Annotated in this window: 22 protein-coding genes and 1 pseudogene; 18 read left to right on the top strand and 5 right to left on the bottom strand. The window is 51.6% G+C overall.

The window, feature by feature from the left end; translation table 11 throughout:
- Positions 1–47: 47 nt before the first annotated feature.
- The gene (gene tyrR / locus EAE_RS21105; RefSeq protein ID WP_015366278.1) at positions 48–1,589 is read left to right on the top strand and encodes a transcriptional regulator TyrR; all 1,542 of its coding nucleotides are present in this window, start codon (positions 48–50) and stop codon (positions 1,587–1,589) included.
- 133 nt (positions 1,590–1,722) lie between these two features.
- Positions 1,723–2,760, top strand: coding sequence for an AbrB family transcriptional regulator (locus EAE_RS21100; RefSeq protein ID WP_015705660.1), 1,038 nt, complete (start codon positions 1,723–1,725; stop codon positions 2,758–2,760).
- Between the two features lie 28 nt (positions 2,761–2,788).
- Here the strand turns inward: EAE_RS21100 and tpx are convergent, their stop codons facing one another.
- Positions 2,789–3,295 (bottom strand): thiol peroxidase, encoded by a 507-nt coding sequence (gene tpx, locus EAE_RS21095; protein ID WP_015366280.1) that lies wholly within the window; start codon positions 3,293–3,295, stop codon positions 2,789–2,791.
- A gap of 102 nt (positions 3,296–3,397) precedes the next feature.
- On the opposite strand from tpx, the gene ycjG reads away from it, so the two are divergent.
- Positions 3,398–4,363, top strand: a complete 966-nt coding sequence (gene ycjG, locus EAE_RS21090) for an L-Ala-D/L-Glu epimerase (protein WP_015705659.1) — start codon at positions 3,398–3,400, stop codon at positions 4,361–4,363.
- Here the strand turns inward: ycjG and mpaA are convergent.
- Positions 4,354–5,067 (bottom strand): murein tripeptide amidase MpaA, encoded by a 714-nt coding sequence (gene mpaA, locus EAE_RS21085; protein ID WP_015705658.1) that lies wholly within the window; start codon positions 5,065–5,067, stop codon positions 4,354–4,356. The two genes, ycjG and mpaA, sit on opposite strands and share 10 nt — an antisense overlap.
- 188 nt (positions 5,068–5,255) lie before the next feature.
- Here mpaA and EAE_RS21080 point away from each other — a divergent pair, with 188 nt between their 5' ends.
- Entirely contained in the window at positions 5,256–6,872 is a 1,617-nt protein-coding gene (locus EAE_RS21080) for a peptide ABC transporter substrate-binding protein (protein ID WP_015705657.1), read from the top strand.
- Between the two features lie 179 nt (positions 6,873–7,051).
- On the opposite strand, the gene EAE_RS21075 is transcribed toward EAE_RS21080, so the two are convergent.
- A complete protein-coding gene (locus EAE_RS21075; RefSeq protein WP_015366285.1) occupies positions 7,052–8,104 on the bottom strand; it encodes a LacI family DNA-binding transcriptional regulator in 1,053 nt (350 codons plus the stop codon).
- A gap of 222 nt (positions 8,105–8,326) precedes the next feature.
- On the opposite strand from EAE_RS21075, the gene EAE_RS21070 reads away from it, so the two are divergent.
- The 8 genes from EAE_RS21070 to EAE_RS21035 all read left to right on the top strand — a co-directional run bounded on the left by EAE_RS21070 (position 8,327) and on the right by EAE_RS21035 (position 14,571).
- Positions 8,327–8,767 (top strand): PTS sugar transporter subunit IIA, encoded by a 441-nt coding sequence (locus EAE_RS21070; protein WP_015705656.1) that lies wholly within the window; start codon positions 8,327–8,329, stop codon positions 8,765–8,767.
- A 10-nt stretch (positions 8,768–8,777) separates the two neighbouring features.
- The gene (locus tag EAE_RS21065) at positions 8,778–9,044 is read left to right on the top strand and encodes a PTS sugar transporter subunit IIB (protein WP_015366287.1); all 267 of its coding nucleotides are present in this window, start codon (positions 8,778–8,780) and stop codon (positions 9,042–9,044) included.
- A 31-nt stretch (positions 9,045–9,075) separates the two neighbouring features.
- On the top strand, positions 9,076–10,338 hold the full coding sequence (locus EAE_RS21060) for a PTS ascorbate transporter subunit IIC (RefSeq protein WP_015705655.1): 1,263 nt from the start codon (positions 9,076–9,078) through the stop codon (positions 10,336–10,338).
- A gap of 21 nt (positions 10,339–10,359) precedes the next feature.
- The gene (gene alsE / locus EAE_RS21055) at positions 10,360–11,037 is read left to right on the top strand and encodes a D-allulose 6-phosphate 3-epimerase (RefSeq protein WP_032708260.1); all 678 of its coding nucleotides are present in this window, start codon (positions 10,360–10,362) and stop codon (positions 11,035–11,037) included.
- Positions 11,038–11,304: 267 nt separating this feature from the next.
- Positions 11,305–11,769 (top strand): PTS sugar transporter subunit IIA, encoded by a 465-nt coding sequence (locus tag EAE_RS25110; protein ID WP_015705653.1) that lies wholly within the window; start codon positions 11,305–11,307, stop codon positions 11,767–11,769.
- Positions 11,770–11,814: 45 nt separating this feature from the next.
- A complete protein-coding gene (locus EAE_RS25105; RefSeq protein WP_015705652.1) occupies positions 11,815–12,126 on the top strand; it encodes a PTS fructose transporter subunit IIB in 312 nt (103 codons plus the stop codon).
- Between the two features lie 43 nt (positions 12,127–12,169).
- The gene (locus tag EAE_RS21040; protein ID WP_015366291.1) at positions 12,170–13,276 is read left to right on the top strand and encodes a PTS fructose transporter subunit IIC; all 1,107 of its coding nucleotides are present in this window, start codon (positions 12,170–12,172) and stop codon (positions 13,274–13,276) included.
- A 428-nt stretch (positions 13,277–13,704) separates the two neighbouring features.
- A complete protein-coding gene (locus EAE_RS21035) occupies positions 13,705–14,571 on the top strand; it encodes an aldo/keto reductase (RefSeq protein WP_015705651.1) in 867 nt (288 codons plus the stop codon).
- Positions 14,572–14,696: 125 nt separating this feature from the next.
- Here EAE_RS21035 and EAE_RS21030 read toward each other — a convergent pair whose 3' ends face one another.
- Positions 14,697–16,376 (bottom strand): glycoside hydrolase family 43 protein, encoded by a 1,680-nt coding sequence (locus EAE_RS21030; RefSeq protein WP_015705650.1) that lies wholly within the window; start codon positions 16,374–16,376, stop codon positions 14,697–14,699.
- 43 nt (positions 16,377–16,419) lie between these two features.
- Positions 16,420–17,859, bottom strand: a complete 1,440-nt coding sequence (locus EAE_RS21025) for an MFS transporter (RefSeq protein WP_162777726.1) — start codon at positions 17,857–17,859, stop codon at positions 16,420–16,422.
- 598 nt (positions 17,860–18,457) lie between these two features.
- On the opposite strand from EAE_RS21025, the gene EAE_RS21020 reads away from it, so the two are divergent.
- From EAE_RS21020 to EAE_RS20995, 6 genes and pseudogenes are all read left to right on the top strand, one after another.
- A complete protein-coding gene (locus tag EAE_RS21020) occupies positions 18,458–19,840 on the top strand; it encodes a carbohydrate porin (RefSeq protein ID WP_015705648.1) in 1,383 nt (460 codons plus the stop codon).
- 400 nt (positions 19,841–20,240) lie between these two features.
- Entirely contained in the window at positions 20,241–20,732 is a 492-nt protein-coding gene (gene tssB, locus EAE_RS21015) for a type VI secretion system contractile sheath small subunit (RefSeq protein ID WP_015366297.1), read from the top strand.
- A 42-nt stretch (positions 20,733–20,774) separates the two neighbouring features.
- Positions 20,775–22,310, top strand: a complete 1,536-nt coding sequence (gene tssC / locus EAE_RS21010) for a type VI secretion system contractile sheath large subunit (RefSeq protein WP_015705647.1) — start codon at positions 20,775–20,777, stop codon at positions 22,308–22,310.
- Positions 22,311–22,429: 119 nt separating this feature from the next.
- Entirely contained in the window at positions 22,430–22,921 is a 492-nt protein-coding gene (gene hcp, locus EAE_RS21005; RefSeq protein WP_015366299.1) for a type VI secretion system effector Hcp, read from the top strand.
- A 166-nt stretch (positions 22,922–23,087) separates the two neighbouring features.
- The gene (gene tssH / locus EAE_RS21000) at positions 23,088–25,718 is read left to right on the top strand and encodes a type VI secretion system ATPase TssH (protein ID WP_015705646.1); all 2,631 of its coding nucleotides are present in this window, start codon (positions 23,088–23,090) and stop codon (positions 25,716–25,718) included.
- A gap of 145 nt (positions 25,719–25,863) precedes the next feature.
- Positions 25,864–26,139: pseudogene (locus EAE_RS20995) on the top strand (contractile injection system protein, VgrG/Pvc8 family); the annotation flags it as partial.
- Positions 26,140–26,164 lie beyond the last annotated feature (25 nt).

Below are 26,164 nucleotides of genomic sequence, written 5' to 3'. Positions count from 1 at the left end.
TGTCCTATCATTCATCCGTCATTGGCCTTTTTAGGGTGAAAACTCCTATGCGTCTGGAAGTCTTTTGTCAGGACCGTCTTGGTCTGACCCGTGAATTACTCGATTTGCTGGTGCTGCGCGGTATTGACCTGCGCGGTATCGATATCGACCCGATTGGCCGAATCTACCTTAATTTCGCCGAGCTGGAGTTCGCCAGTTTCAGCAGTTTAATGGCGGAAATCCGCCGTATCTCCGGCGTAACCGATGTTCGTACCGTGGCGTGGATGCCGTCAGAGCGGGAACATCTGGCGCTGAGCGCGCTGCTGGTGGCAATGCCGGAACCGGTGCTGTCGCTCGATGCCAAAGGCAAAGTAGAGCTTGCCAACCCGGCCAGCTGCCAACTGTTTGGTCAAACTCAGGCACGCTTACGCAGCCATCCGGTGGCGCAACTCATTACTGATTTCAACCTGCAGCGCTGGCTGGAAGGCAACCCGCTGGAGTCGCATACCGAGCATGTGGTCGTTAATGGCCAAAACTTTATGCTGGAAGTGACGCCGGTGTATCTGGAAGGCGAACACGCCGAGCGTGTGCTGACCGGCGCCGTGGTGATGTTGCGCTCCACCGTACGTATGGGGCGTCAACTGCAAACGCTGACGACCCAGGATACCAGCGCCTTTAGCCAGATCCTCGCCGTTGGGCCGAAAATGCGCCACGTTGTTGAACAGGCCCGCAAGCTGGCGATGCTCAGCGCCCCGTTGCTGATTGTCGGCGATACGGGTACCGGTAAAGATCTGCTGGCCCATGCCTGCCATCTGGCCAGCCCGCGCGCCAGCAAACCTTATCTGGCGCTGAACTGCGGTTCGATTCCGGAAAACGCGGTGGAGAGCGAGCTGTTCGGCGATGCGTCGCAGGGGAAAAAAGGTTTCTTTGAGCAGGCCAACGGCGGCTCTGTGCTGCTGGATGAGATCGGCGAAATGTCGCCTGGCATGCAAACGAAGCTGTTGCGCTTTCTCAACGATGGCACTTTCCGTCGCGTCGGTGAAGATCACGAAGTACATGTCGATGTCCGGGTTATCTGCGCGACGCAAAAAAATCTCGTTGAGCTGGTGCAGAAAGGGCTGTTCCGCGAAGATCTTTATTATCGTCTGAATGTGCTGACGCTGAACCTGCCGCCGCTGCGTGATTGTCCTCAGGATATCATGCCGTTGACCGAACTGTTCGTCGCGCGCTTTGCCGATGAGCAGGGCATCCCGCGGCCAAAACTCTCCGCTGACCTTAATACCGTGTTGACCCGCTATAGCTGGCCGGGCAACGTGCGTCAGTTGAAAAACGCAGTGTACCGCGCGTTAACCCAGCTCGAGGGCTTCGAACTGCGCCCGCAGGATATTCTGCTGCCAGATCACGATGTGTCGTCGCTGCCGGTAGGTGAAGAGGCGATGGAAGGATCGCTCGACGATATTACCCGCCGCTTTGAGCGTTCGGTATTGACCCAGTTGTATCGCAGCTTCCCCAGCACGCGTAAATTAGCCAAACGTCTCGGCGTTTCGCATACCGCGATTGCTAACAAGCTGCGCGAGTATGGTCTGAGCCAGAAGAAAGGCGAAGAATAAATCACCGGTGCGGCCGGCTCGGCGCGGCCGCGATTTTCAGCGTTTTTTCAGCGATATCTCTGTATATACTTATTTTATTATTCTTTTTCCGGGAAGGTGACGGTTGGCGAAGCAACGGGATTGGCCTCAGTGGATGATATTACTGGCACTCTCCGCCGTGCTCTCCTTTGTGCTGTTCCGGCTCCATCTTCCCGCTGCGCCGCTGCTTGGCCCGCTTATCGCCGGAATTACCCTTAGTCTGCGCGGCGCCACGATTCGTCTCCCTCGTCCATTCTTCATCTCCGCTCAGGCTATCATCGGCTGTATGATCGCCCGCGCGCTAACCCCGTCTATTTTCGGCGTTCTGGCCGCCAACTGGGCGTTGGTGTTGATTATCCTCCTTTCCACGCTGGCTATCAGCGCGCTGACCGGCTGGCTGCTGGTGCGTTACAGTTCGCTACCCGGGGCAACCGGCGCGTGGGGAAGCTCGCCGGGCGGCGCTTCGGCGATGGTGGTGATGGCGCAAGAGTATGGCGCCGACGTTCGTCTGGTGGCCCTGATGCAGTATCTGCGGGTACTGTTCGTGGTCGGCGCGGCGGTAATGGTGGTGCGTTTCGCGCTCGGCGGCGAGGCGCAGGAAATGACCCAGCAGATCGTCTGGTTCCCGCCGCTGACTTTTAATCTACCGTTAACGTTGCTATTGACCGCGGTCGCCGGTTGGTTGGGGTTACGTTTACGCATCCCTTCCGGGGCAATGTTATTACCGATGGTGGCCGGCGCGCTGGCACAGGGCGAAGGCGTGCTATTGCTGGAGCTGCCGGAATGGTTACTGGTGCTGGCCTATACCGCGCTCGGCTGGACGGTTGGCCTGCAGTTTAATCGCGAGATTTTTATGCTGGCGCTGAAGACGCTACCGCAAATCATCGCCGCCATCGTCGGCTTGATCGCGCTGTGCGCGCTGATGGCTTTAGCGTTAACGCACCTGCTGGCGCTGGATTTTCTCACCGCCTATCTGGCGACTAGCCCCGGCGGTCTGGATACGGTGGCGATAATCGCCGTCGGTACCCGGGCGGATATGTCTTTTATCATGGCGATGCAAACGCTGCGCCTGTTTACCATATTGCTCACCGGCCCGGCCACCGCGCGGTTAATTTCGCGCTATGCGCCGCGCAAAGAAAAAAGCCCCCGTTGAAGGAGGCTTGATAACAGAAGGGAAGCGATTACGCTTTCAGCGCAGCCAGCGCCGCATCGTAATCCGGCTCTTCGGTGATTTCGTTAACCAGCTGGCTGTATACCACCTGGTCGTTTTCATCGATAACAACGACTGCGCGTGCAGCCAGACCAGCCAGCGGGCCTGCGGAGATAGCAACGCCATAATCTGCCAGGAACTGCGGCGCGCGCAGGGTGGACAGGGTGACCACATTGCTCAGGCCTTCTGCGCCGCAGAAACGGGACTGCGCGAACGGCAGGTCAGCGGAGATGCACAGCACCACGGTGTTGTTCAGCTCAGAAGCCAGTTGGTTGAATTTGCGAACCGATGCCGCGCAGACGCCGGTATCGATGCTTGGGAAAATATTCAGTACTTTACGTTTACCAGCGTATTGGCTCAGCGTGACGTCAGAGAGATCTTTGGCGACCAGCGTAAACGGCTGCGCCTTCGCGCCAGCCTGCGGAATGGAGCCCTGAACGGACACTGGGTTACCCTGGAAATGTACGGTTTGCGACATGGTTATCTTCCTGTTTACATATAGTTAACGTCGTAGTTAGTGTATGACATCAGCCAGCAACACGGCAAACTCTATTTAACATTTACCTAAGAGGCCCAGGGAATGCGCAACCTTCGAGTTTTTGAAGAATCATGGCCGCTTCACACGCCGTTTGTTATCTCTCGCGGCAGCCGCAGCGAGGCCAAAGTCGTGGTGGTGGAAATAGAAGAGGATGGGGTAAAAGGGGCCGGAGAATGTACGCCTTATCCGCGCTACGGGGAAAGCATCGCCTCGGTGATGGCGCAGATTATGGCGATCGGCGAGCAGCTTGAGCGCGGCGCTACCCGCGAGCAAGTGCAACAGCTACTGCCGGCTGGGGCCGCGCGCAACGCCGTCGACTGCGCGTTGTGGGATCTGGAGGCGCGCCGCGCGGGGAAAACGTTGCCGCAGCTGCTTGGCGTCAATCTGCCGCGCGAAGTCGTGACGGCGCAAACCGTGGTAATCGGCACGCCGGAACAGATGGCGGCCAGCGCCGCCGCGCTGTGGGAGAAAGGCGCGCGGCTGCTGAAGGTCAAGCTCGACGATCATTTGATTAGCGAGCGGCTGGTTGCTATTCGCGACGCGGTGCCGCAGGCGACGTTGATCGTTGATGCTAATGAAGCGTGGCGTGGCGAAGGTCTGGCGGCGCGCTGTCAGCTTTTGGCCGATCTCGGCGTGGCGATGCTGGAGCAGCCGTTACCGGCCGGCGCGGATGAGGCGTTGGAAAACTTCATTCATCCGCTGCCGATCTGCGCCGATGAGAGCTGTCATACGCGGGAAAGCCTACCGGCGCTGCAGGGTCGCTACGAAATGGTCAACATTAAGTTGGATAAAACCGGTGGTCTGACCGAGGCATTGCTGTTGGCGCAGGAGGCTGAACGGCTGGGTTATAAGAGGATGCTGGGCTGTATGCTTTGTACTTCACGGGCCATTTCCGCCGCGCTGCCGCTGGCGCCGCTGGCCCGTTTTGCGGATCTCGATGGCCCGACCTGGCTGGCGGTAGATGTGGAACCGGCGCTGAAGTTCAGCACCGGCATGCTTCATCTGTGAGTGTGCCAGTGCAGTAAATCGGTCATCGCCGCGAGGTACTTTTCAGTCGCTTCGTCGGCGGAGACCGGCGGAAATTCGGCGGTAATGCACGGCAGGCCGATATCGGCGCACCAGCTGCCGAAAGAGCCTGGCGTTTCGTAACCGACGCTGCCCACCATCGGTAAATTAAAAGCCCCGGCGAGCCATTGTCCAAGCTCGCTGTGGCCGGGGTCTTCAATGCAGGCTAGCGGATCGTGGAAGGAGACCACCCACGCCGGGTGGATCTGGTGGATCAGCTGGCACAGCGCCTGGGTTTCGGGTTCCGAACCTGGCTTTTCACCGGTCAGCAGCACTACATCGCGCTCTTCCGCGGCGCTATTCCAGCGATACACCGTTTCTCCCGCCTTCCAGTTAGCGGCCGGAAAGTTACGGTTGAGATCGATGCCGCGGGCGTTGGCGCGTAGCCCTAACTGACAGCCATCGGGGTTGACTGTGAGAACGACGTGATGGCGACGTAGCTCCGGTTTCAGCGTGCGCAACGCGCAGGAGAGGGTGACGATCGACGAGTTTTCGTCGCCGTGCGTGCCGGCGATAATCAGACCGCTGCGGCTATCAGCCAGCGGAGCGGGGAACCACAGCAACGGCGCGCCGAGATGCGACTGGCCGTAACGTTGCGTGCCTGGCGGGAAAGCGCCGCGCAGGGGGCGAGGGCGTGAAACGGGCATAGGGTATCCTGTCATCAGGTTATTGTTAGCAGTGTTGTAGAAAAGCGTCCCGGAATCAAACGCTTTCCCTCTCTGGCGAAAAAACTCGTCATGTCAATTTTCTATCATAAGCCGTTTGCAATTTCAGGTGGGGAAACAAATAATTATCGCTCTGCCAGCACTGGTTTGTTCATTTAAAAGGGGATCTCATGAAGTATCCTGTCACATTGACATGCGGCGCGCTGTGGTTAGCCAGCGTTTCTTCTCTTGCCTGGGCGGCGGACGTGCCTCCGGGAACCGTATTAGCTGAAAAACAGCAGCTGGTACGCCATATAAAAGACGAGCCCGCTTCATTAGATCCCGCTAAAGCCGTCGGCCTGCCGGAAATTCAGGTTATCCGCGATCTGTTCGAAGGGCTGGTGAACCAGGACGCGAAGGGCAATATCATCCCTGGCGTGGCGACCCGCTGGCAGAGCAACGATAACCGCGTCTGGACCTTTACCCTGCGTGATAACGCGCGCTGGTCCGACGGCACCCCGGTGACGGCGCAGGATTTCGTCTATAGCTGGCAGCGGCTGGTGGATCCGAAAACCACCTCGCCATTCGCCTGGTTTGCCGCCTTAGCGGGTATCAGTAATGCGCAAAATATTATTGATGGTAAAGCGGCGCCGGACACCCTCGGGGTGACGGCGGTCGATGCCCACACGCTGCGCGTGCAGCTGGATAAACCGCTGCCGTGGTTCAGCAACCTGACCGCCAGCTTTGCGTTCTACCCGGTGCAGAAAGCTAACGTCGAAAGCGGCGCTAACTGGACGCGCCCGGGCAGCCTTATCGGCAACGGTGCCTATGTGCTGAAAGACCGGGTGGTGAATGAGAAGCTGGTTGTCGTGCCGAATACACAATACTGGGATAACGCCAAAACGGTGATTAAGCAGGTGACTTTCGTGCCGATTAACCAGGAATCTTCGGCGACCAAACGTTATCTGGCGGGTGATATTGATATCACCGAATCCTTCCCGAAAAATATGTATCAGAAGCTACTGAAGGATATTCCCGGACAGGTCTACACGCCGCCGCAGTTAGGTACCTATTATTACGCTTTCAATACCCAGAAAGGGCCAACCGCCGATGAGCGCGTGCGTCTGGCGTTAAGCATGACCATCGACCGGCGGATTATGGCGGAGAAAATCCTCGGTACCGGTGAGAAACCGGCCTGGCGGTTCACCCCTGACGTCACCGCAGGCTTTACCCCGCAGCCTTCGCAGTTTGAAAGCATGAGCCAGGCCGAGCTTAATGCCCAGGCTAAAGCGCTGCTATCGGCGGCAGGATATGGCCCGGACCGTCCGCTGAAGCTGACGCTGCTGTACAACACGTCGGAAAATCACCAGAAAATCGCCATCGCCGTGGCATCGATGTGGAAGAAAAACCTTGGTGTGGATGTGAAGCTACAAAACCAGGAGTGGAAGACCTATATCGATAGCCGTAATACCGGTAATTTTGACGTTATCCGCGCATCGTGGGTAGGGGATTACAACGAGCCGTCGACTTTCCTGTCGCTACTCACTTCTACTCATAGCGGTAATATCTCGCGCTTTAACGATCCGGCATACGATAAGATCCTCATCCAGGCGGCGCAGGAAACCTCGGAAAAAGCGCGTAACGATGATTACAATGCGGCAGAGAAAATCATCATGGCCAAAGCGCCTATTGCGCCGATATATCAGTATACCAACGGCCGCCTGATCAAGCCGTGGTTAAAAGGATACCCGATCACCAATCCGGAAGACGTGGCCTACAGCCGCACGATGTATATTGTGAAGCATTAATCAGTAGCGGTTGCCTGATGGCGTCAGGCAACCATCGCTAACCTCAGAACTGGCGCGGCTTACAGCGCCAGTTTCTCCTTCTGACCATTACCCGCCACAGCAGAAAGCATAACTTTTCTAACGCATAGTTATCCTGCCGTATTCGGTGGGATAACAAATCAATAAATATGTCGCCAACGCTACTGCTTCCTGGTGCTGGCGCGAACTTGTAACGCTGAGGGTAATTCAATGAATTTATCCGTCGAATTACCCGCCAGCAGCTCAAGCAGTGTTTGTCCTGCGAGGGTTCCCGTTTCACTCCAGGGGAATTCGACGGCAGTCAGCGCCGGTGAGCAAACGGCGGCAAGAGTCCCCCCGCTCAGGCTTGCCAGTGCCAGAGAGTCAGGCACTTTTTGCCCCGCGCCATGGCAGGCCATAATGCAACCGCAGGCGATTTCATCGGATGTGCAAATCAGCGCATCAAGCTCAGGCCAGGTGATACGAATATCGCCGAGCAGGTTCAGGCCGGTCGTAATGCCTGCCGGCAGGTGAGAGGTCACCACGCGATGCGGAGAGTGGTTAACGGAGAGCATCGCGCTGTTCCAACCGCTTAGTACCTGGCGAAACATAATGTTATTGGAAGCCGTGCAAAGCAGGCCGATATTTTTATATCCGGTCTGTACAAGCGATGTGACCAACTTTTTGATGGCTGCGGCATAGTCAACGCCAATGCTGACCCAGCTCGCATCGCGATTGATGGCGCCAATCTCAACCACCGGCACGCCGGTGTTACTTATCATTTGCGAACAACTGCTGATGTTATCAATATTGAATTGAACAATCGCAGCCGGGTTGTAAGCGAGCATTTGCGCAAAAGCTTTTTCTTCACTCTGTCCACCCTGACCGGACTCGATAAACATCATGCTATAGCCCTGGGTCGTGAGCACGGTCTGTAGTGTTTCGGAGACGGCAAGAAAGCCCGGGGAGGAAAAAGAGGGAACCACGCCCATCACCAGACTGGAGTCAGCAGAGGCAAGGTTGCGGGCCTGCAGATTTGGCACATAGCCCAGCTCGCTTACTGCGGCTTCAATGCGTGTACGCAGTTCAGGATTCACTTTTTCAGGCATGCGTAACGCGCGTGACACGGTCATCGTGCTCACGCCGACCAGTTTTGCCACTTCAGCAAGCGTAATTTTACCGGTGTTTTTCCTGCGTTTTTCTCTCGCGCTATCGTCCGCTTCTAACGTCTGCACTGGTGTCCTCCTTTCGCCTGACTGGGCAGCCATTGTAAATGATGTTTGGCATTTTACGTATTGCCCAACTGCAAAGTAATGATAAGTATGGATAACAAAGTTAGCGGTAACAAGAATTTTAACATTGTTGCCATGTTAGCGCTAACTTTGAGATGAAGATCACGGTAAGCCGCGAAGAGATTCCACTATAGTAGGCTCACTTTCAATGCTATCGGGGAATTTATGATCACGACCTGGTTACCAACGGAAAATATCCAGATTGTGGATTCAGTCAGTGACTGGAAACAGGCAATTACGTTATCGGCTCAACCCTTATTGGCGAAAGAGGCGATTACTGAAAATTATATTCAGGCCATTTTTAACAGCCATGAAAAACTTGGTCCTTATTATGTTTTAGCGCCTGGTCTGGCGATGCCTCATGCTCGCCCGGAGCAAGGTGCAATTAAAAATGGTTTATCGCTTTTGCATATTAAAAAAGGCGTTTCTTTTGGCTCGGAAGAGAATGACCCTATTTACGTCGTGATTATGCTGTGTGCGCTTTCGGGAGATGAACACATCAATATGATTACAGCCCTGGCAGACATTTTTAGTGATGATGAACGACTCTCAGCACTGCTGAAAGCATCATCAATGGCGAAAATTCAAGCCGTTATCAATGGATAGTGAGGTAGAGATGAAAAAGGTTCTGATTGTTTGCGGTAACGGTTTAGGTAGTAGCTTTATCGTTGAAATGAACGTGAAAAAAATCATTACAGAGTTAAATAAAGAAGCAGAGGTTTCCCATACCGATCTGACTTCAGCAAAAAGCGAGACTGCCGATATTATTCTTAGCGCCAGGGATATAGCTGAACATCTGTCCAGCCATTCTGCCCAGGTTTTTGGTTTATCTAACCTGCTGGATAACAATAAAATCAAAGAAATTCTTTCCGAGAATCTCTGATTAATTATTTGCGGCCTTACGGAGTCATTCTATGCTGCAGTTTATTATTCATGATGTGTTGGGCACACCAGCAATACTGGTCGGTTTGTTTTCCCTGTTCGGCTTATTATTGCAGAAAAAAGCAGTTTCCGACGTTATTTCCGGAACCCTCAAAACCATTATGGGGTTTGTGATATTAACATCCGGGGCGGCGATTGTCGCCACGACGTTAACGACGTTTAGCCAGCTGTTTGAGCACTCCTTCCATATTCAGGGTGTTGTCCCCAATACTGACGCCATGGCGGCGCTGGCGCAGAAAAACTACGGTACTGCGACAGCCATGATCATGGTGCTGGGGATGTTGTTTAATATTGTTCTTGCCCGTATTACGCCGCTGAAATACATCTTCCTGACAGGCCACCACACGCTGTATATGTCGGCGATGCTGGCTGTCATTCTCTCTGTCGGCGGTCTGTCGCCGTTCTGGGTGGTACTGGTGGGGGCGGTAATCCTCGGCATCATGATGGTGGTCTCTCCGGCTATTCTGCAGCCATTTACCCGCAAAATTACCGGCACTGATGACCTGGCGCTGGGCCACTTTGGTTCAACCGGGTATCTGCTGTCGGCGCTGGTGGGAAAAGCGATCGGTAAAGGCAGCCCGTCGATTGAAGAGCTGAAGGTGCCGAAAACGCTGAACTTCCTGCGTGACTCCTCGGTGGCTATCTCGCTGACGATGATGATTCTGTTCCTGATTCTGGTACTGGTCGCAGGTAAAGAGTTTGTTGAGACCAGCATCAGTGGTGGTCAGAACTTTATCATCTTTGCCATTATCCAGTCGCTGACCTTCGCGGCAGGCGTGTGGATCATCCTTGCGGGTGTTCGCATGATTATTGCCGAAATTGTTCCGGCCTTTAAAGGCATCGCCGACAAGCTGGTGAAAGACGCGAAACCGGCGCTCGACTGTCCAACCGTCTTTCCGTTCGCCCCGAACGCGGTGATCGTCGGCTTCCTGTCAAGTTTTGCCGCTGGTCTGGTGAGTATGTTCCTGTGTCCGCTGCTTGGCCTGAGCGTCATTGTTCCCGGCCTGGTGCCGCACTTCTTCTGCGGCGCGACGGCGGGCGTTTACGGCAACATCTGCGGCGGTCGTCGCGGCGCGGTGGTGGGGGCATTCGCTCACGGTCTGTTGATTTCTTTTTTGCCCGCGATTTTGCTGCCCCTGATGGGCGACCTTGGCTTTGCATCCACCACCTTTGGCGATGCGGACTTTGGCGTTGTTGGCATCATTCTTGGGCATGTCGTGTCACTGTTTAACTAACTAATTTTATAGAGGTGAGGTATGGCAGCTAAATTTTCGCCCTCGTTAATGTGTATGGATTTAACGCAATTCAGAGAGCAAATTACGGCAATGAACGGTCGGGCTGATTTTTATCACGTCGATATTATGGACGGTAACTATGTGAAGAATATTACGCTATCACCGTTTTTTATCGAAAACCTGAAAAAAATTACCGATGTGCCGATCGACGTACATCTGATGGTGAATCACCCGGAAGATATAATTCCAATGTGTATTAATGCCGGGGCCGATATTATCAGCTTCCACCCTGAGACGGCGAATAACAAAATATTCCGGCTGTTGAACCAGATTAAAGACGCTGGTCGTCGCTGCGGCGTAGTGTTGAACCCAGCTACTCCGGCGGATGCTATTAAAGAGTACGCGCACCTGCTGGATAAAGTGACCGTCATGTCGGTTGACCCGGGCTACGCAGGTCAGAAATTTATCCCAGAATCGCTCAATAAAATTAAACAGCTGATCGCGATGCGCGAAGTGCATGGTTACCACTATCTGACCGAAATTGACGGCTCCTGTAACGAGAAAACTTTTAATGTTATCTCCCAATCGGGCGTTGACGTCTTTATTGTGGGAACCTCGGGCCTGTTCTCCCTGGCGGATAATGTCAGCGATGCATGGGATAAAATGGTCGATATCTATCAACGCGAAATCGCTGCCTGAAAATTGCAGCGCGCTCAGCCGTATTGAGCCATTGCGCAGTGCAAAGAGTCTATTTAACCGGTCTGTCTCTTTGCCTTCGCGTTAGATTTATATGGTTGAGAGCGCTGTAACCCTTTTTATATCTGGAGTTCGCTTGCGACGCCTCGTCGTACGCTTGCGGATGCTATCTATTATGCTGTCCGGCCCCGACGGGTTTGGCAGACTACGTGGTGGCAGAACCTGGTATCGCTGATTACTGATGATTATTTATGTTAACGAAGGTAACTTATGGACATTTCGAGTGTACTGAACGTAAAAAATATTAAATTAAACATGATGGCTAAGAGTAAGAAAGAAGCAATTGAAGAATTAGCCGACTTATTAGTACGTGATGGAGCTGTTATTAATAAAGATATTTTTCTGAAAGATGTTTGGTTACGCGAAGAACAGGGCTCTACTGGATTCGAAAATCATATAGCGATCCCTCATGGTAAATCCTCAGGCGTAGCCCGTACGGCATTGGCCATTGGCCGAACCCAACATCATATCCCCTGGGAAACTATGGATGGTAGTGACGTTCGTTGTATTATTTTATTTGCTGTATGCCTGGTGGATCAAAATACCACCCACATCCGATTATTATCCCAGGTTTCAGGTTCACTTGCCGATGAAGAGATAGTAGGAAAATTACTGATGGAAGATTCCCCGCAGAAAATCATTGATCTTTTAAATGCTGAAGGTGTCAGCGCTTAATTTAATTATCATAGCATCGAAAACAATTAACCCCGGAGAATAGTTATGAATATTGTTGGAATTACAGCCTGCACTGTAGGTATTGCACACACCTATATTGCGCAAAAGAAAATTGAAATGGCAGCAAAAAAGGCCGGTCACAATGTCAAAATCGAAACGCAAGGCACTATAGGTATCGAGAATGCCTTGACCGCTGAAGAAATTGCACAAGCCGACATTGTTCTGTTAGCCGCCGATGTTAAAGTTTCAGGTGAAGAAAGATTTGCCGGGAAGAAAGTCGTCAAAGTACCAACGGAAATGGCAGTTAAATCACCAAATAAGCTTATTGAAAAGCTTGGTGAATTAGTCAATTCATAACACCTACCTATGCGTATCCTATATAAAATAAAGGGCGTAATTTATGAATATAAAAGAAATATGGAAAGCAGCAAACCCTAAAGGTCATCTGCTGACTGCCATCTCATTCTTGATTCCGATTGTCTGTGGTGCTGGGTTTATTATTGCCATCGGTATGGGTTTTGGCGGGACGGTTCAGGACACTTTAGTATCGGGTCAATTTGATCTGTGGCAGGCTTTCGCTACCATGGGAGCTAAGGCGCTCGGACTATTGCCCGTTGTTATTGCTATCGGAATTTCCGGTTCGATCGCAGGTAAGCCCGGTATTGCCCCTGGTTTTGTTGTCGGTCTGGCCGCTAATGCTATTGGTGCGGGTTTTATCGGGGGCATGATCGGTGGCTACATTTCCGGGTATATTGCTCTTGCTATCATTAAAAATGTGAAGGTTCCTGGCTGGGCCCGGGGTTTAATGCCGACATTGATTGTGCCATTTTTTGCATCCATTTTCAGTGCTCTGCTCATGGTCTATATCATCGGCACGCCTATTGGTATTTTTACCGATGCACTCACATCGTTCCTGAGAAGTATGGGAACTTCATCTAATTTAGTATTAGGTGCTGTTATTGGGGCGTTGTGTATCGTTGACTTTGGTGGGCCGATCAATAAAACGTGCTTTGCATTCGTCTTAACTCTCCAGGCACAGGGTATAAATGAGCCAGTTACGGCCCTTCAGTTAGTCAACACGGCAACACCTATCGGTTTTGGGCTTGCATTTTTTATCGCCAAACTGCTTCGCAAAAATATCTATAATAACGAAGAAATCGAAATGTTAAAGTCGGCGGTTCCTATGGGGGTAGTGAATATTGTTGAAGGGTCTATCCCTATAGTGATGAATGATATCGTTCGCGGTATTGCAGCAGCGGCAATCGGCGGTGCTTGTGGTGGTGCAATCACCATGGTGTATGGTGCGGATGCAACTGTACCTTTTGGCGGGGTATTGATGCTCCCAACAATGTCAAATCCCATGGCAGGTATTATGGCATTGATAGTTAATATATTAGTAACAGCAACCATTTATGCTGTCATCAAAAAAGATGTTCCTCGCGATGTTGTTATCAATAACGATCAAGAAGAGGAAGATATCAACTTCGATGATATTAAGATTAGTTAGATATATGCATAATGGCATGCCGTAACATGATGTCGCGTTCACAATGATTGTTATTATTATCGCGACATATATTATTTCTGCATTCTGTTCTAATCGCCACGAGTAACAAATGGGTCGCCATGGTGGCCTATTTGTTACAGGCATGTTATCAGAATTACTTAAAAAGACTATCTAATAATCAATTACGGCCCTGACGATTAACGTTGGGTGAAGAGCATGAGGGTAAAAGCAGCAATATTTTGTGGTTCACTCTTACTCGTCGTTTCCATATCCGGCATTAATTCGATACGTTCGCCGCTCTGTAGCGTTGCGCCAATCAACCTGCCTGTATTTATGAATTCAATGCATAGGTCAAATGAGAAATGACAGACTAATCATGGTGGTGTTTCCGGCCTAAAATGGTGTTTTAACATGACAGGGGCCTTGCCGTGAAATATTCAGTATTAAGTAACAACCTCAGAATGCCGATGGTCGGCTTTGGCGTGTTTAAGGTCACCGATAAAGAAGAGTGTAAGCAGTCGGTTTTAAGCGCTATTCGTACCGGTTATCGCCTGATTGATACCGCTGCCATCTACGCCAATGAAGATGCCGTGGGTGATGCGGTTCGCGAGGCTATCGCCGAAGGGCTGTGTACCCGCGAGGAGTTATTTATCACGTCGAAGCTGTGGGTTCAGGACATGGCCAACGGCGCTGTGGCTAAAGCCGGTATTGAGGCGTCGCTGAAAAAATCGGGCCTGGAGTATTTTGATCTCTATTTATTGCATCAGGCCATGGGCGATTATTTCAGCGCCTGGCGCGCGCTGGAAGAGGCTTATGAAGCCGGTAAACTGAAAGCCATCGGCGTGTCCAACTTCTACGCTCACGTGTTAGTTAATTTCTGTGAAACCGTCAGAATTAAGCCCATGGTGAACCAGGTCGAATTACATCCTTATTTTGCGCAACCCGCCGCGCTGGAAACCATGAAGCGCTATAACGTTCAGCCCGAAGCCTGGGCGCCGTTAGGCGGCGGGAGACATAAACCGTATGAAAATGAAATGCTGCAGGGGATTGCCGCTGCCCATCAAAAAACCATCGCCCAGGTTATTCTGCGCTGGAACGTGCAGCGCGGCGTCACGGTAATTCCTAAATCTACCCGGCAGGAACGTATTGCAGAAAACTTTGATCTCTGGGATTTCTCCCTAACCGATAGCGAAATGGCGCTAATTAGTGCACTGGATTTAGGCTATGTGGGTGAAGCGGTGAAACATTTTAATCCGGAATTTGTACGTGGTTGTCTGGGCGTTAAAAAGCAGTAAAAAAGTCATAACGAGACGGTGGGGGAACCCACCGTCCTGATATAAACATTGCCAATCCACAGATCTTCGCTTTCTTCTTACCGGGTTAATCTGCGCCAGGTTGACTATAAAAGACGTTCATCAAACTAATCAGCACGTAGCTCGCCAGCCTCCCAACTATAAACATCCGTGCCAATTAACGAGTCGCCAAACTCTTGATAATCGAAATCATAAAATTCAGCGCTGGCGCCGTAGCCTGAGTAGTCTACTGCCGCAAGACCGACAAATGCACCGGTAAAGAACCCGCCATAGCTTTGCAGAACATAGTCATCGGAAAGGACTGCGGCATCGAAAACTACCGGAATTTCAATAAACTCGGCGCCGTCAAAACTATACTCATAGCTATAGGTCTGCTTCCTGACTTTTGTCCGTAACCACACGAATTCGATGTCGTCAGGAATATTAATCGCGTTATCTTTCAGGTACGAAGTATATTTTCCACGATTGTTCTCGGCAACCTCGATGACTCTGCCGTTAATTTCATTCCAGGTTACAAAAGCAAAACTCCAGTGACGGTCGTTGTAGTAATTGGTTAATCCGGCCATTTGTTGGTAGCTGAAAGGATTAAAAGCGACTTTAACCTGGGCATTAAAGTAAAAGGCTTGCCAGCGGCGGGCAATCAACGACAAATCATGCGTATTCGCTAATGATCCCTGGCCGATTAAGGTAAGCTTTCCGTCGCCTGTGGTACCCATCTTTTCGGTAAACGGTACCCGCAGGGTATTCCAGTTGAGATTAAACGTTGGCGTAGTAAATTCATCGTGCTGGCTATTATCTTTCGCGCTTTCGGTATAAATGGCGTCTTTTGGGCCCTCGACAAACGTTTTACCGCCGTGACCGCCTTCAATACGCGGCCAGCCATCTTCATCCCAATATACTTTTTGGATGGCCGTTTCCCGGCCAAGGGTAGACCAGCCGCGAGGATCATAAATAGACTCGCCTGGGCGATTCCACGGACGAGCGCAGAGCGAAGCATAATACCATTCGCCTTCGGGCGTCGAAACCAAAGCGCCGTGTCCTTGTTTCTGGATATAGCTGTCAGGGGTATCAACGTTAGTTAAAAATACCTCGCCAGGCTCTGTTTCGAAGCTGTCGGCGTTTAATGTCTTGGAACGGGCTACCACCTCCTGATGAGTAAATACCGTCCCCCCTTGAGCGGCAAAGAGATAGTAATAACCGTTCAGTTTATAGAGATGAGGTCCCTCGACGAGCGCCACTGCGGTACCGCGATAGATGGTACGCGCGGTTTCCGGCATTAATTTTAAAGTTGTTGTATCAAGCTCTGTTAAGGTAATCCCATCAAAAGGATGGTGATACTCCCGATGATCCCACGTCTGTTGCACAATATATTTACGGCCATCATCGTCATGGAAAAGTGAAGCATCGAAACCCACGCCATTCAGTTTTATCGGCGCACTCCACGGGCCGCGAATATCTGTTGCGGTGGTCAGGTAGTTTGTCATGTCTTTAAAGGCACCTTCGGTGACTTTCACATCGGTATACACTAACCAGAATTTACCATCCGCATAAGAGAGCGCCGGAGCCCAAATACCGCCTGAAGACGGATTCCCCTTCATATCTAAGAGGGTAGTGGTCGACAATGGCGACGGCAGAAGATTCCAGTGTTGCAGATCTTTTGATTCATGTAAACGAACGCCAGGAAACCACTCAAATGTCGAGTTGGCGATATAGTAGGTGTCCTCAACACGGATAATACTAGGGTCGGCATTAAAACCACGTAATATAGGGTTTTGGATAAGGGACATATTATTACACCTTTATAAATTTAAAGTTTAATCTGTATTGAATTTACACCCGAATCTCATCAAGCTGGCGGTTAATGTCGCTGACGTGTTTGTCTGAGATGGGATAAATTTGCATGACGATCATTGCTACAATCGCTAAGGCGATAGGGATCCAGACCGCTGTCATCATGATCCCATCGATAGCGCTCGCGCTTTGCTGCGCGCCGGTTTCATTAAATCCATAGGCGGCCAGCAGCCACAGAGGAATGGCGCCGCCAATGGTAAAGCCAATCTTGAAAAACAGTCCCATAATGGCATTAATAATTGCTGCATTTCTCTTACCAGACTTTAATTCACCATAAGCAATAACTTCAGGAACCAGCGCCCACATAAATCCGGTGGCTGAGGTTAAGCCCCACTGTTTAATGAATGTGGCGATGTAAGCAAGCCACAGCGCATCGTGCATGCCTTCACGCGACCAGACGTAAGTTAATAATTCACCGGCAATAAACATTCCCAGGAAAATGTGGAAGAAGCCTTTTTTACCAAAAATCTTTTTTAGTTTTGGCCAAAATATGGGGAACGCAATACCGGGTATGGAGGCGACCAGTCCAACGGCGCCCATCCATTCGGAGTGACCAACAACATACTGATTGAAAAAGCCGTTAACCGTGTTCATAAAGAACATGAAGGTAAAGGCCAGCATGAAAAACAATCCAAGAATGACGAGTGGACGATTATTTTTAAGTTCAAGGAACAGATCGGTTGTTTTAACGTTGGCGGTCTGTTCCGCGGTCGCAACAACGCGTTCTTTAGTGAATTTATAGCAAATGAAAAGTGCCACCGCACCTAATAACATATACACGGAGTAGACGCCGAACCAGGCGTAATTCGCTGATGGATCGGTATAGTTCCCCAGATTGAGTTCTATGCCAAAAAAACCGGTATCCTTCAGGCTACGGTCTTTTGGTGAGGCCATTTGCACGAACATCGGAAAAAGGGTATACACCAGAAGATTGGCGCTATTAGCCAGCATCATTCGCGTACTGGTTAATTTATCAATAGATTCCGGATCTCTTGTCAGTGAGGCATTAAGAGAACCATAAGGGATATTCACCAGGGAGTAAACTAAATCCAGCGCTAAATAAATGATAAAGGCGAACGGTACGGAACCTCTCACGCCAGGAATGGGAGCAAAAAGCAAAGCGGAAAGGATCACCAGCGGCACGCCGGCTCTTAACAGCCAGGGACGGTATTTACCCGCGACTGACGTTCTTTTGTCTACATAGGTTCCAACCATCGGATCCCAAAACACATTGATTATTCGTACGAAAAGAAAAATGAACCCCGCAGTGGCCGTACTGATCGTATTCACCGTCAACATATGTAGAGCAAGAAAGCCGCCTATTGTGCCGAAAACCAGGTTTTGCGCAAAATCGCCCATCCCGTAGCCAATACGTTCCCCACGAGTTAACTTATGATATTCATCATTGCGACTTTGCATTATTTTTTTACCCATTCTGAGCAGACTCCGGTTTGTTGTGTGAGTGTGAAACACTTTCTGACACAAATGATCTCGAAGAATCTATTACGTTTTTAAATTAATTAATTATGTTTTTTTACTTCTGTGATCCTCAGAGCAACAGCCACTTGACACAATCTATGTACTCTATATGGATTTTCTCGCATTAAATATTTGAAAGTAATATTTGCGAGGTGGCTCACATTTGAGTGTTTTCTCAATCGCTGAGTGAAATATCGTAATTGAGCAACCGGTTTATAGAATACAGGATGTGTCATAGTTGTTACATTTCTTACATTCACCAATGTCGGAGGTATTATGCCATCTTAGTTTAGGCGGATAACTATCAAGGGTTTTACTCACCATATAATGATGCCCACGCGGCAGAATCACTGTGGCGATGATTTTCTATCAGCGCTAATCATTAATTTCGATTGTGGAGAAAGAATTACGATACTAGTTTAAAACCTCTGTAATGGTACAAAATAAAAATAAATTGTTCTCACAGTAGCGACATATTCTGCGTAGCCAGAGTAAGGTTGTTATTGTCTGAATAAAATTAACCTCTATTGAGATAATGATGACAATGATTAGAAAGCTTCCATTAACTATGGCGGTTATCGCCGCGTTTTCTCCGTTTACCTCTGTAATAGCCCAAGAATTTACCCAGGAACAGATCGACGCCATCGTCGCGAAAGCCGTCGATAAAGCGCTGGCCGACCGCCAGGCTAAAATCGACGCCGCCGCCAATAAAAAAGTCGACGTGATGACCAACCCGCAGACCACCGCCGCTTCGCCGGATATGGCGATCCCTTTCGGCCTGAAATTTAGCGGCTACGCCCGCTATGGCGCCCATTTCCAGACCGGCGACCAGAAATATGTCGGCGTCGACGGCTCCTATAACGGCGCCTCGGCGATCGGCCGTCTCGGTAACGAAAGTAACGGCGGCGAATTCCAGATCAGCAAAGCATTCAAAAGCGCGCAGGGAGCCATCTGGGATCTCAACGTCATGTTTGACCACTGGAGCGACGAGGTTAACCTGAAAAAAGCCTACGTCGGCGTCACCAACGTCCTCGAATCCAACCCCAACGCCTATATCTGGGCCGGCCGCGATTTCCACCAGCGCCCGCAACAGGGGATCAACGACTACTTCTGGATGAACCACGACGGTCAGGGCGCGGGGGTGAAGAACTTCGATATCGGCGGCGTGCAGTTCGACGTGGCGACGGTGTCGCAGGTGAAATCCTGTAGCCCGGAAGTGATGGCCGATGAGACCAACCCGTCGCGCATCACCTGTACCGGCAGCTCGGATACCGGCGATAACGGTCACTACGCGCTGACCACCAAAACCCACAACATCAAGGCCGGGCCGATCGACGTCGAGGTGTACGCCAACTACGGCTTTGACTCAAAAGCGGTGGACAGCGACGCGCGCCTCGATGCCTGGCAGGGCGGGCTGGTGCTGAGCCATACCAACGACAGCGGGGTGAATAAGGTGATCCTGCGCTACTCCGATAACTCGGATAACAGCGTCTATAACAAAACCGACGACCTGACCACGGTCTACGCCAGCTTCGAGGGCAGCCATAAATTCACCCAGCAGGCGCAGATCGAGTATCTGCTGGCCTTCCACGACTACGACAACGGCAAGGATAATACCGACAACCGTAAAAACTACGGCGCGATCGTCCGGCCAATGTACTTCTGGAACGATGTGCACTCGACCTGGCTGGAAGCGGGCTACCAGCGCGTTGACTACGACCAGGGCGGGGATAACCACGGCTGGAAGCTGACGCTGTCGCAGAACATCGCCATCGGCATGGGTCCGGAGTTCCGCCCGATGCTGCGCTTCTATGTTACCGGCGGCCAGGTGAATAACGAGCACACCGCGAAAGTAGACGGCACCAGCGACGAGCGGTTGGATTCGCTGAACATCGGCGGTATGTTTGAGGCGTGGTTCTGAGAGAATGCGTTTACGGGAATACCAGACTGGCCTATGCCAGTCTGGTAGTTTTTGGCGCCCAGAACGCTATTTTATTAACGTCTCTATTAATACTTCCTTTTAATAATTCATTTATTAAAAGGAATGAGTTTATTTCGACGCTGAAAGTTGAATTTATAATATTTAAATAGTTTCCATCTGTGATTGAGTAAATTACATATTGGTTGTCGTGTTGAGATTGCATGAGTTATTGGTTGAAATTATTGCTTGCCAGCGATATTGATCTATGCCAATTAAATGACTCGTTATCTCTGGATCTTCGTATCTGCTGGTTGATATATTGCCCTGGTTTCTTTAAACATAACGTTGTGAATAAAACGAAATTTACTCCACAATCATTCCTTAAGGAAAAGGGACCGCTATGGCTGATTCATTCCAGAATGAGGTGCCGAAGGCACGTATTAATTTAAAATTATCCTTACATACCGGGGGGGCGCAGAAGAAGGTTGAACTACCGCTTAAATTGCTCACCGTTGGTGATTTCAGTAATGGAAAAGAGCATCGACCATTGGCCGAGCGCCAGAAAATAGATATCAATAAGAATAATTTTAATAGCGTACTTTCTGAATTTAACCCAGAGATCAATCTCACCGTTGAGAATACGCTGGCAGGTGATAACTCAGAAGACAATGTTAAACTGCGTTTTTCCGATATAAAAGACTTTGAGCCCGAACAGGTTGCCCGGCAAATCCCTCAACTCCGCGCCATGCTGGCGATGCGTAATTTATTACGCGATCTCAAATCGAACCTGCTAGATAACGCTACTTTCAGAAAAGAGCTTGAGAGAATCCTTAAAGATCCAGCTCTGTCCAGCGAATTACGCGCCGAAATGAGTGCCCTTGCCGGGAAGTAAACGGCGGTCATCTCTTTTAATGGATTAACCGGGAATATGCTGATGTCTGTAAATACTGAAACGAACCCCGCGCAGGGGCAAACCGCCGTAATGAACAAAGAAAGCGTTTACGCTTCTCTGTTTGAAAAAATCAATCTGAGCCCGGCATCAAGCCTTGGCGATATTAATGTCTTTCTGGACGATGCGGCGCTATCAGAGGCCACGGCGGGGGAACGCCTGACCGCGGCGATGCAGGTTTTTATGGACTGCATTCGTCAATCCGGTCAGCAGGTGGAGAAACTCGATAAAACGCTTATTGACCACCACATCGCGGAGCTGGATTTCCGTATAAGCCGTCAACTCGATGCTGTTATGCATCACCCGGAGTTCCAGAAGGTAGAATCTCTGTGGCGCGGCCTGAAGCAACTGGTAGATAACACCGACTATCGCCAGAACGTGAAAACCGAAATCCTCGATGTGTCCAAAGACGATTTACGTCAGGATTTTGAAGATGCGCCAGAGCTGATACAGAGCGGCCTGTACTGGCATACTTACACCGCCGAATACGACACCCCCGGCGGCGAGCCGATAGGCTCGGTAATTTCAGCGTACGAGTTTGACGCCAGCCCGCAGGACATGGCGCTGTTGCGTAATATTTCGAAAGTCTCCGCTGCGGCGCATATGCCATTTATCGGCGCCGTAGGGCCGAAATTTTTCCTCAAGGATTCAATGGAAGAAGTCGCGGCGATTAAAGATATCGGCAACTATTTCGATCGCGCTGAGTACATTAAATGGAAATCGTTCCGCGATACCGATGACTCGCGCTATATCGGCCTGGTCATGCCGCGGGTATTGGGCCGTCTGCCGTATGGGCCGGACACGGTTCCGGTGCGCAGCTTTAACTACATTGAGCAGGTAAAGGGGCCGGATCACGAAAAGTATCTGTGGACCAGCGCGTCATTCGCCTTCGCCTCGAACATGGTACGCAGCTTTATTCAAAACGGCTGGTGCGTGCAAATCCGCGGCCCGCAGGCGGGCGGCGCGGTGAAAGATCTTCCCATTCACCTCTATGATCTCGGCACCGGAAATCAGGTGAAAATCCCTTCCGAGGTGATGATCCCGGAAACCCGTGAGTTCGAATTCGCCAATCTGGGCTTTATTCCGCTGTCTTATTATAAAAACCGTGACTACGCCTGCTTCTTCTCGGCTAACTCAACTCAGAAACCCGCGCTGTACGACACCGCGGATGCGACAGCCAATAGCCGTATCAACGCCCGCCTGCCGTACATCTTCCTGCTGTCGCGCATCGCCCACTACCTGAAACTGATCCAACGCGAGAACATCGGCACCACCAAAGATCGTCGCCTGCTTGAGCTGGAGCTCAATACCTGGGTTCGTGGCCTGGTTACGGAAATGACCGATCCGGGTGACGAGCTGCAGGCCTCACATCCGCTGCGTGATGCGAAAGTGGTAGTGGAAGATATCGAGGATAATCCAGGCTTCTTCCGCGTCAAGCTGTACGCGGTGCCGCACTTCCAGGTGGAAGGCATGGACGTCAATTTGTCTCTGGTTAGCCAGATGCCGAAGGCGAAAGGGTAACACGCCAGTCACTATCCAGGTCGTCTGGCTCGACAGGCTACAGCCTGTCTGGCGACAGAGAACACACCCGCGCCATCTCAGGATGATGGCGTGTCAAAAAATGAAATGGAGTAATTAACATGGCAATACCAGTCTATTTGTGGTTGAAAGACGACGGCGGGGCGGACATTAAAGGTTCCGTGGATGTGAAAGATCGGGAAGGCAGCATCGAAGTGGTGGCGCAGGAGCATAACCTGTACATCCCGACCGACAACAACACCGGAAAGCTAACCGGCACGCGTATCCACACGCCGTTTCTGTTTACCAAGGAAATCGACTCCTCAAGCCCCTATCTCTACAAGGCGGTGACTACCGGCCAGACGCTGAAGTCTGCCGAATTCAAGTGGTACAAAATCAATGATGCTGGTCAGGAAGTGGAATACTTCAACACAAAACTGGAAAACGTGAAAGTGGTGAAGGTCAATCCGCTGATGCACGACATCAAGAACCCAGCCTACGAGAAGCACAGCCATCTTGAGCAGATTGAACTGCGCTACGAAAAAATCACCTGGACCTATAAAGACGGCAACATCATTCATTCCGATTCATGGAATGAACGAACGACAGCCTGACGCCCGAAGCAGGCGGTTCGCCGTCTGCTTTTTTGCTAAGCGCCTGTGACCGCTGGCTTTTAGCAAAAAACAATCAGCCTGCCCGACCTTGCGCGCTTTGGTCTCCTGCATTACGGGAAACGGCGATGGGCGGTAGCGTGTCCGGAATCGACAAAGAGAGAGCCTCATGGAAAACCCAGCCATCCTGTTACGCCGTTTAAACCCTTACTGCGCCCGCGCCCTGGAAGGCGCCGCTTCGCTGTGTCAGGCCCGCGCGCATGCGCAAATCCTTCCAGAACACTGGCTGCTAAAACTACTGGAGCAGGGCGAGGGAGACCTGACCGTTTTAGCGCGGCGTTATGAGTGGGATATGGACGCTATCTGGCAGGATCTGCTCTCTTTTCTGGAAACGCTTCCACGTTCGGTACACAGCCGGCCGCAGCTGTCCGGCAGCATCCAGAGCCTGATGCAGGAGGCGTGGCTGCGGGCTTCACTGGCGGGGGAGACCTCTCTACGCAGTGTTCATCTACTGATGGCGTTAGTCAGCAACCCAACGCGGGTGCGCTGTGACAGTCTGTGGCCGCTGTTAACGTTGGGACAAGCGCAGCTTGAACACCTGCGACCATTATTAGATATGCAGTCTGATGAGCGCCCGGAATTACAGCCAGATGAGCCTGGCCACGCTGGCGATGTGGAGTTTGTCGGCCGCCCCGTGGAATCGGCCGTGAAGTCCGCTGAGATGAACCCAGCATTACAGAACGCGCTGGATAAATTTACCCTTGATATCACTGCTCGTGCCCGTGAAGGCAAAATCGACCCGGTTTTTGGTCGCGATAACGAAATTCGTCAAATGGTGGATATCCTGTCGCGCAGAAGAAAAAACAACCCAATCCTGGTTGGCGAACCCGGTGTCGGCAAAACCGCGCTGGTCGAAGGGCTGGCGTTGCGTATCGCGGAGGGCAACGTGCCGGACAGTCTGAAGCCGGTTTCATTGCGTACGTTGGATCTCGGCTTACTGCAGGCCGGCGCAGGCGTCAAAGGGGAATTCGAACAGCGGCTTAAGAACATTATCGAAGCGGTACAGCAGTCGCCTGTCCCGGTGCTGCTGTTTATCGATGAAGCTCATACTATCATCGGCGCAGGCAACCAGGCCGGTGGCGCGGATGCCGCTAATTTGCTCAAACCGGCCCTGGCGCGCGGCGAACTGCGAACTATCGCCGCCACGACCTGGAGTGAGTATAAGCAGTACTTCGAGCGTGATGCCGCGCTGGAGCGCCGCTTCCAGATGGTCAAAGTCGACGAACCGGACGATGACACCGCCTGTCTGATGCTGCGCGGGCTGAAATCTCGCTATGCTCATCATCACGGGGTACATATCACCGATGAAGCCATTCGCGCCGCCGTGACACTTTCCCGACGCTATCTCACCGGTCGCCAGTTGCCAGATAAAGCGGTGGACCTACTGGATACCGCATCGGCCCGCATTCGCATGGGAATCGATACGGTGCCGGAATTGTTGACGCGTATGAAAGCGCAAATCACGGCGCTGGAAATGGAAAAACAGGCGCTACTGGAAGATGCCATGGTCGGTAGCGGTAGCGACGAAGCGCGGCTGGCGGCAATTGAGCTGGAAGAATCGCGTATGATTTTACAGCTTGATGACCTGGAAACGCAGTACGGCCTGGAACTTAAGCTGACCGAGCAACTGCTGAGCTGCCGAGCCGATCCTTCCCGCCGCAAGGAGATCGGTGAATTACAGAGCCAACTTGCCAGCGTCCAGAATAACCATCCGCTGCTGGGGCTGGATGTCGATTTACGTACCGTAGCAACGGTGATTGCCGACTGGACCGGGGTACCGCTCTCTCCATTGCTGAAGGACGAGCAGACGGAACTGCTGAGTCTCGAATCTAATCTGGATAAACGAGTGGTGGGGCAGGATATGGCGCTAAACGCCATTGCCCAGAGACTGCGGGCGACCAAAACCGGGCTTGCACCGGATAACGGCCCGCAGGGCGTATTTCTGCTTGTCGGTCCGAGCGGTACTGGAAAAACGGAAACCGCGCTGGCGCTGGCTGATGAACTGTTCGGTGGTGAAAGATCGCTGATTACCATCAATCTTTCCGAATATCAGGAGCCGCATACGGTGTCCCAACTGAAAGGATCGCCTCCCGGTTATGTCGGCTACGGTCAGGGGGGGATTCTCACCGAAGCGGTACGCAAACGTCCGTACAGCGTGGTCCTGCTTGATGAAGTGGAAAAAGCGCATCGCGATGTGATGAATTTATTCTACCAGGTGTTCGACCGTGGCTTTATGCGCGATGGCGAAGGACGCGAAATCGACTTCCGTAATACGGTGATCCTGATGACCTCAAACCTCGGCAGCGATCGGCTGATGCAGATGCTGAAGGAACATCCGGAAGCGACAGAATCCGATTTACATGACCTGTTGCGGCCGGTGCTGCGAGAACATTTTCAACCAGCGCTGCTCGCGCGTTTCCAGACCATTATTTACCGGCCGCTCAGCCAGCCGGCGATGCGCAAAATTGTCAACATGAAACTCAACCAGGTCAGCCAGCGTTTGTATCGTCATTACGGTATGACAACCGATATTGCCGAAGGCCTGTACGATGCGTTGACGGACGCCTGCCTGCTGCCGGATACCGGCGCGCGTAACATTGACAGCCTGCTTAATCAACAAATTCTACCAGTGCTGAGTCAGCAACTGTTGAGCCATCTGGCGGCAGGGCTGAAGCCGCAGAGCCTTTCTCTGGATGTCGATGAAGAAGGCGGCGTGGTCATGGAATTTAGCCACTCCTGATGAGGATATCTTAGCGTCAACGCCATCCCGGTACAGGATGGCGCGGGCGATGGGCAAGCAGAACACTATCTGCAGGGCATTGCGGTCTTATGGAGAAAAAATATGACCTGGATGAGTTCGTTGGGCCGTGAGCGCAACACAACCGCAGGAGCATAACCTGCATGGTTGGGAATATGAATTTAATCTCAAGCAAAGCTACCCAAAACGCGAACAGATAAACCAGTATCGCGAGAGCGACCTGGCGTTTATTCAGCGCCTGCTGGCTGAAGTCGGCATATTCTATTATTTCACCCTGCAGGAAGAGGCGCAGAGCGAAGTGGTGAATTTCGCCGATGCGCAGCGCGCGTTGATATTTGGTAAGACACTCCCCGTCAACAGCCCGTCGGGAATGAGCGACAGCGGGGCGGAGTCCGTATGGGGCTGCGAGGCGGAGAGTGAACAGCGCA

The organism is Klebsiella aerogenes KCTC 2190 (assembly GCF_000215745.1).
GTDB lineage: Bacteria > Pseudomonadota > Gammaproteobacteria > Enterobacterales > Enterobacteriaceae > Klebsiella > Klebsiella aerogenes.
The sequence above is the reverse complement of the archived record's forward strand: the minus strand, read 5'-3'. Positions and strand labels throughout refer to the sequence as shown.

What these genes read in the sequence shown, in the direction of transcription:
- EAE_RS21070 (WP_015705656.1), top strand. Translation starts at nt 8,327, where the DNA reads ATGATCACGACCTGGTTACCAACGGAAAATATCCAGATTGTGGATTCA.
- hcp (WP_015366299.1), top strand. Translation starts at nt 22,430, where the DNA reads ATGGCAATACCAGTCTATTTGTGGTTGAAAGACGACGGCGGGGCGGAC.
- tssB (WP_015366297.1), top strand. Translation starts at nt 20,241, where the DNA reads ATGGCTGATTCATTCCAGAATGAGGTGCCGAAGGCACGTATTAATTTA.
- tpx (WP_015366280.1), bottom strand. Translation starts at nt 3,295, where the DNA reads ATGTCGCAAACCGTACATTTCCAGGGTAACCCAGTGTCCGTTCAGGGC.
- EAE_RS25110 (WP_015705653.1), top strand. Translation starts at nt 11,305, where the DNA reads ATGGACATTTCGAGTGTACTGAACGTAAAAAATATTAAATTAAACATG.
- EAE_RS21080 (WP_015705657.1), top strand. Translation starts at nt 5,256, where the DNA reads ATGAAGTATCCTGTCACATTGACATGCGGCGCGCTGTGGTTAGCCAGC.
- EAE_RS21020 (WP_015705648.1), top strand. Translation starts at nt 18,458, where the DNA reads ATGACAATGATTAGAAAGCTTCCATTAACTATGGCGGTTATCGCCGCG.
- EAE_RS21065 (WP_015366287.1), top strand. Translation starts at nt 8,778, where the DNA reads ATGAAAAAGGTTCTGATTGTTTGCGGTAACGGTTTAGGTAGTAGCTTT.
- EAE_RS21040 (WP_015366291.1), top strand. Translation starts at nt 12,170, where the DNA reads ATGAATATAAAAGAAATATGGAAAGCAGCAAACCCTAAAGGTCATCTG.
- tyrR (WP_015366278.1), top strand. Translation starts at nt 48, where the DNA reads ATGCGTCTGGAAGTCTTTTGTCAGGACCGTCTTGGTCTGACCCGTGAA.
- EAE_RS21030 (WP_015705650.1), bottom strand. Translation starts at nt 16,376, where the DNA reads ATGTCCCTTATCCAAAACCCTATATTACGTGGTTTTAATGCCGACCCT.
- tssC (WP_015705647.1), top strand. Translation starts at nt 20,775, where the DNA reads ATGTCTGTAAATACTGAAACGAACCCCGCGCAGGGGCAAACCGCCGTA.
- EAE_RS21060 (WP_015705655.1), top strand. Translation starts at nt 9,076, where the DNA reads ATGCTGCAGTTTATTATTCATGATGTGTTGGGCACACCAGCAATACTG.
- EAE_RS25105 (WP_015705652.1), top strand. Translation starts at nt 11,815, where the DNA reads ATGAATATTGTTGGAATTACAGCCTGCACTGTAGGTATTGCACACACC.
- alsE (WP_032708260.1), top strand. Translation starts at nt 10,360, where the DNA reads ATGGCAGCTAAATTTTCGCCCTCGTTAATGTGTATGGATTTAACGCAA.
- tssH (WP_015705646.1), top strand. Translation starts at nt 23,088, where the DNA reads ATGGAAAACCCAGCCATCCTGTTACGCCGTTTAAACCCTTACTGCGCC.
- EAE_RS21100 (WP_015705660.1), top strand. Translation starts at nt 1,723, where the DNA reads ATGATATTACTGGCACTCTCCGCCGTGCTCTCCTTTGTGCTGTTCCGG.
- EAE_RS21025 (WP_162777726.1), bottom strand. Translation starts at nt 17,859, where the DNA reads ATGCAAAGTCGCAATGATGAATATCATAAGTTAACTCGTGGGGAACGT.
- ycjG (WP_015705659.1), top strand. Translation starts at nt 3,398, where the DNA reads ATGCGCAACCTTCGAGTTTTTGAAGAATCATGGCCGCTTCACACGCCG.
- mpaA (WP_015705658.1), bottom strand. Translation starts at nt 5,067, where the DNA reads ATGCCCGTTTCACGCCCTCGCCCCCTGCGCGGCGCTTTCCCGCCAGGC.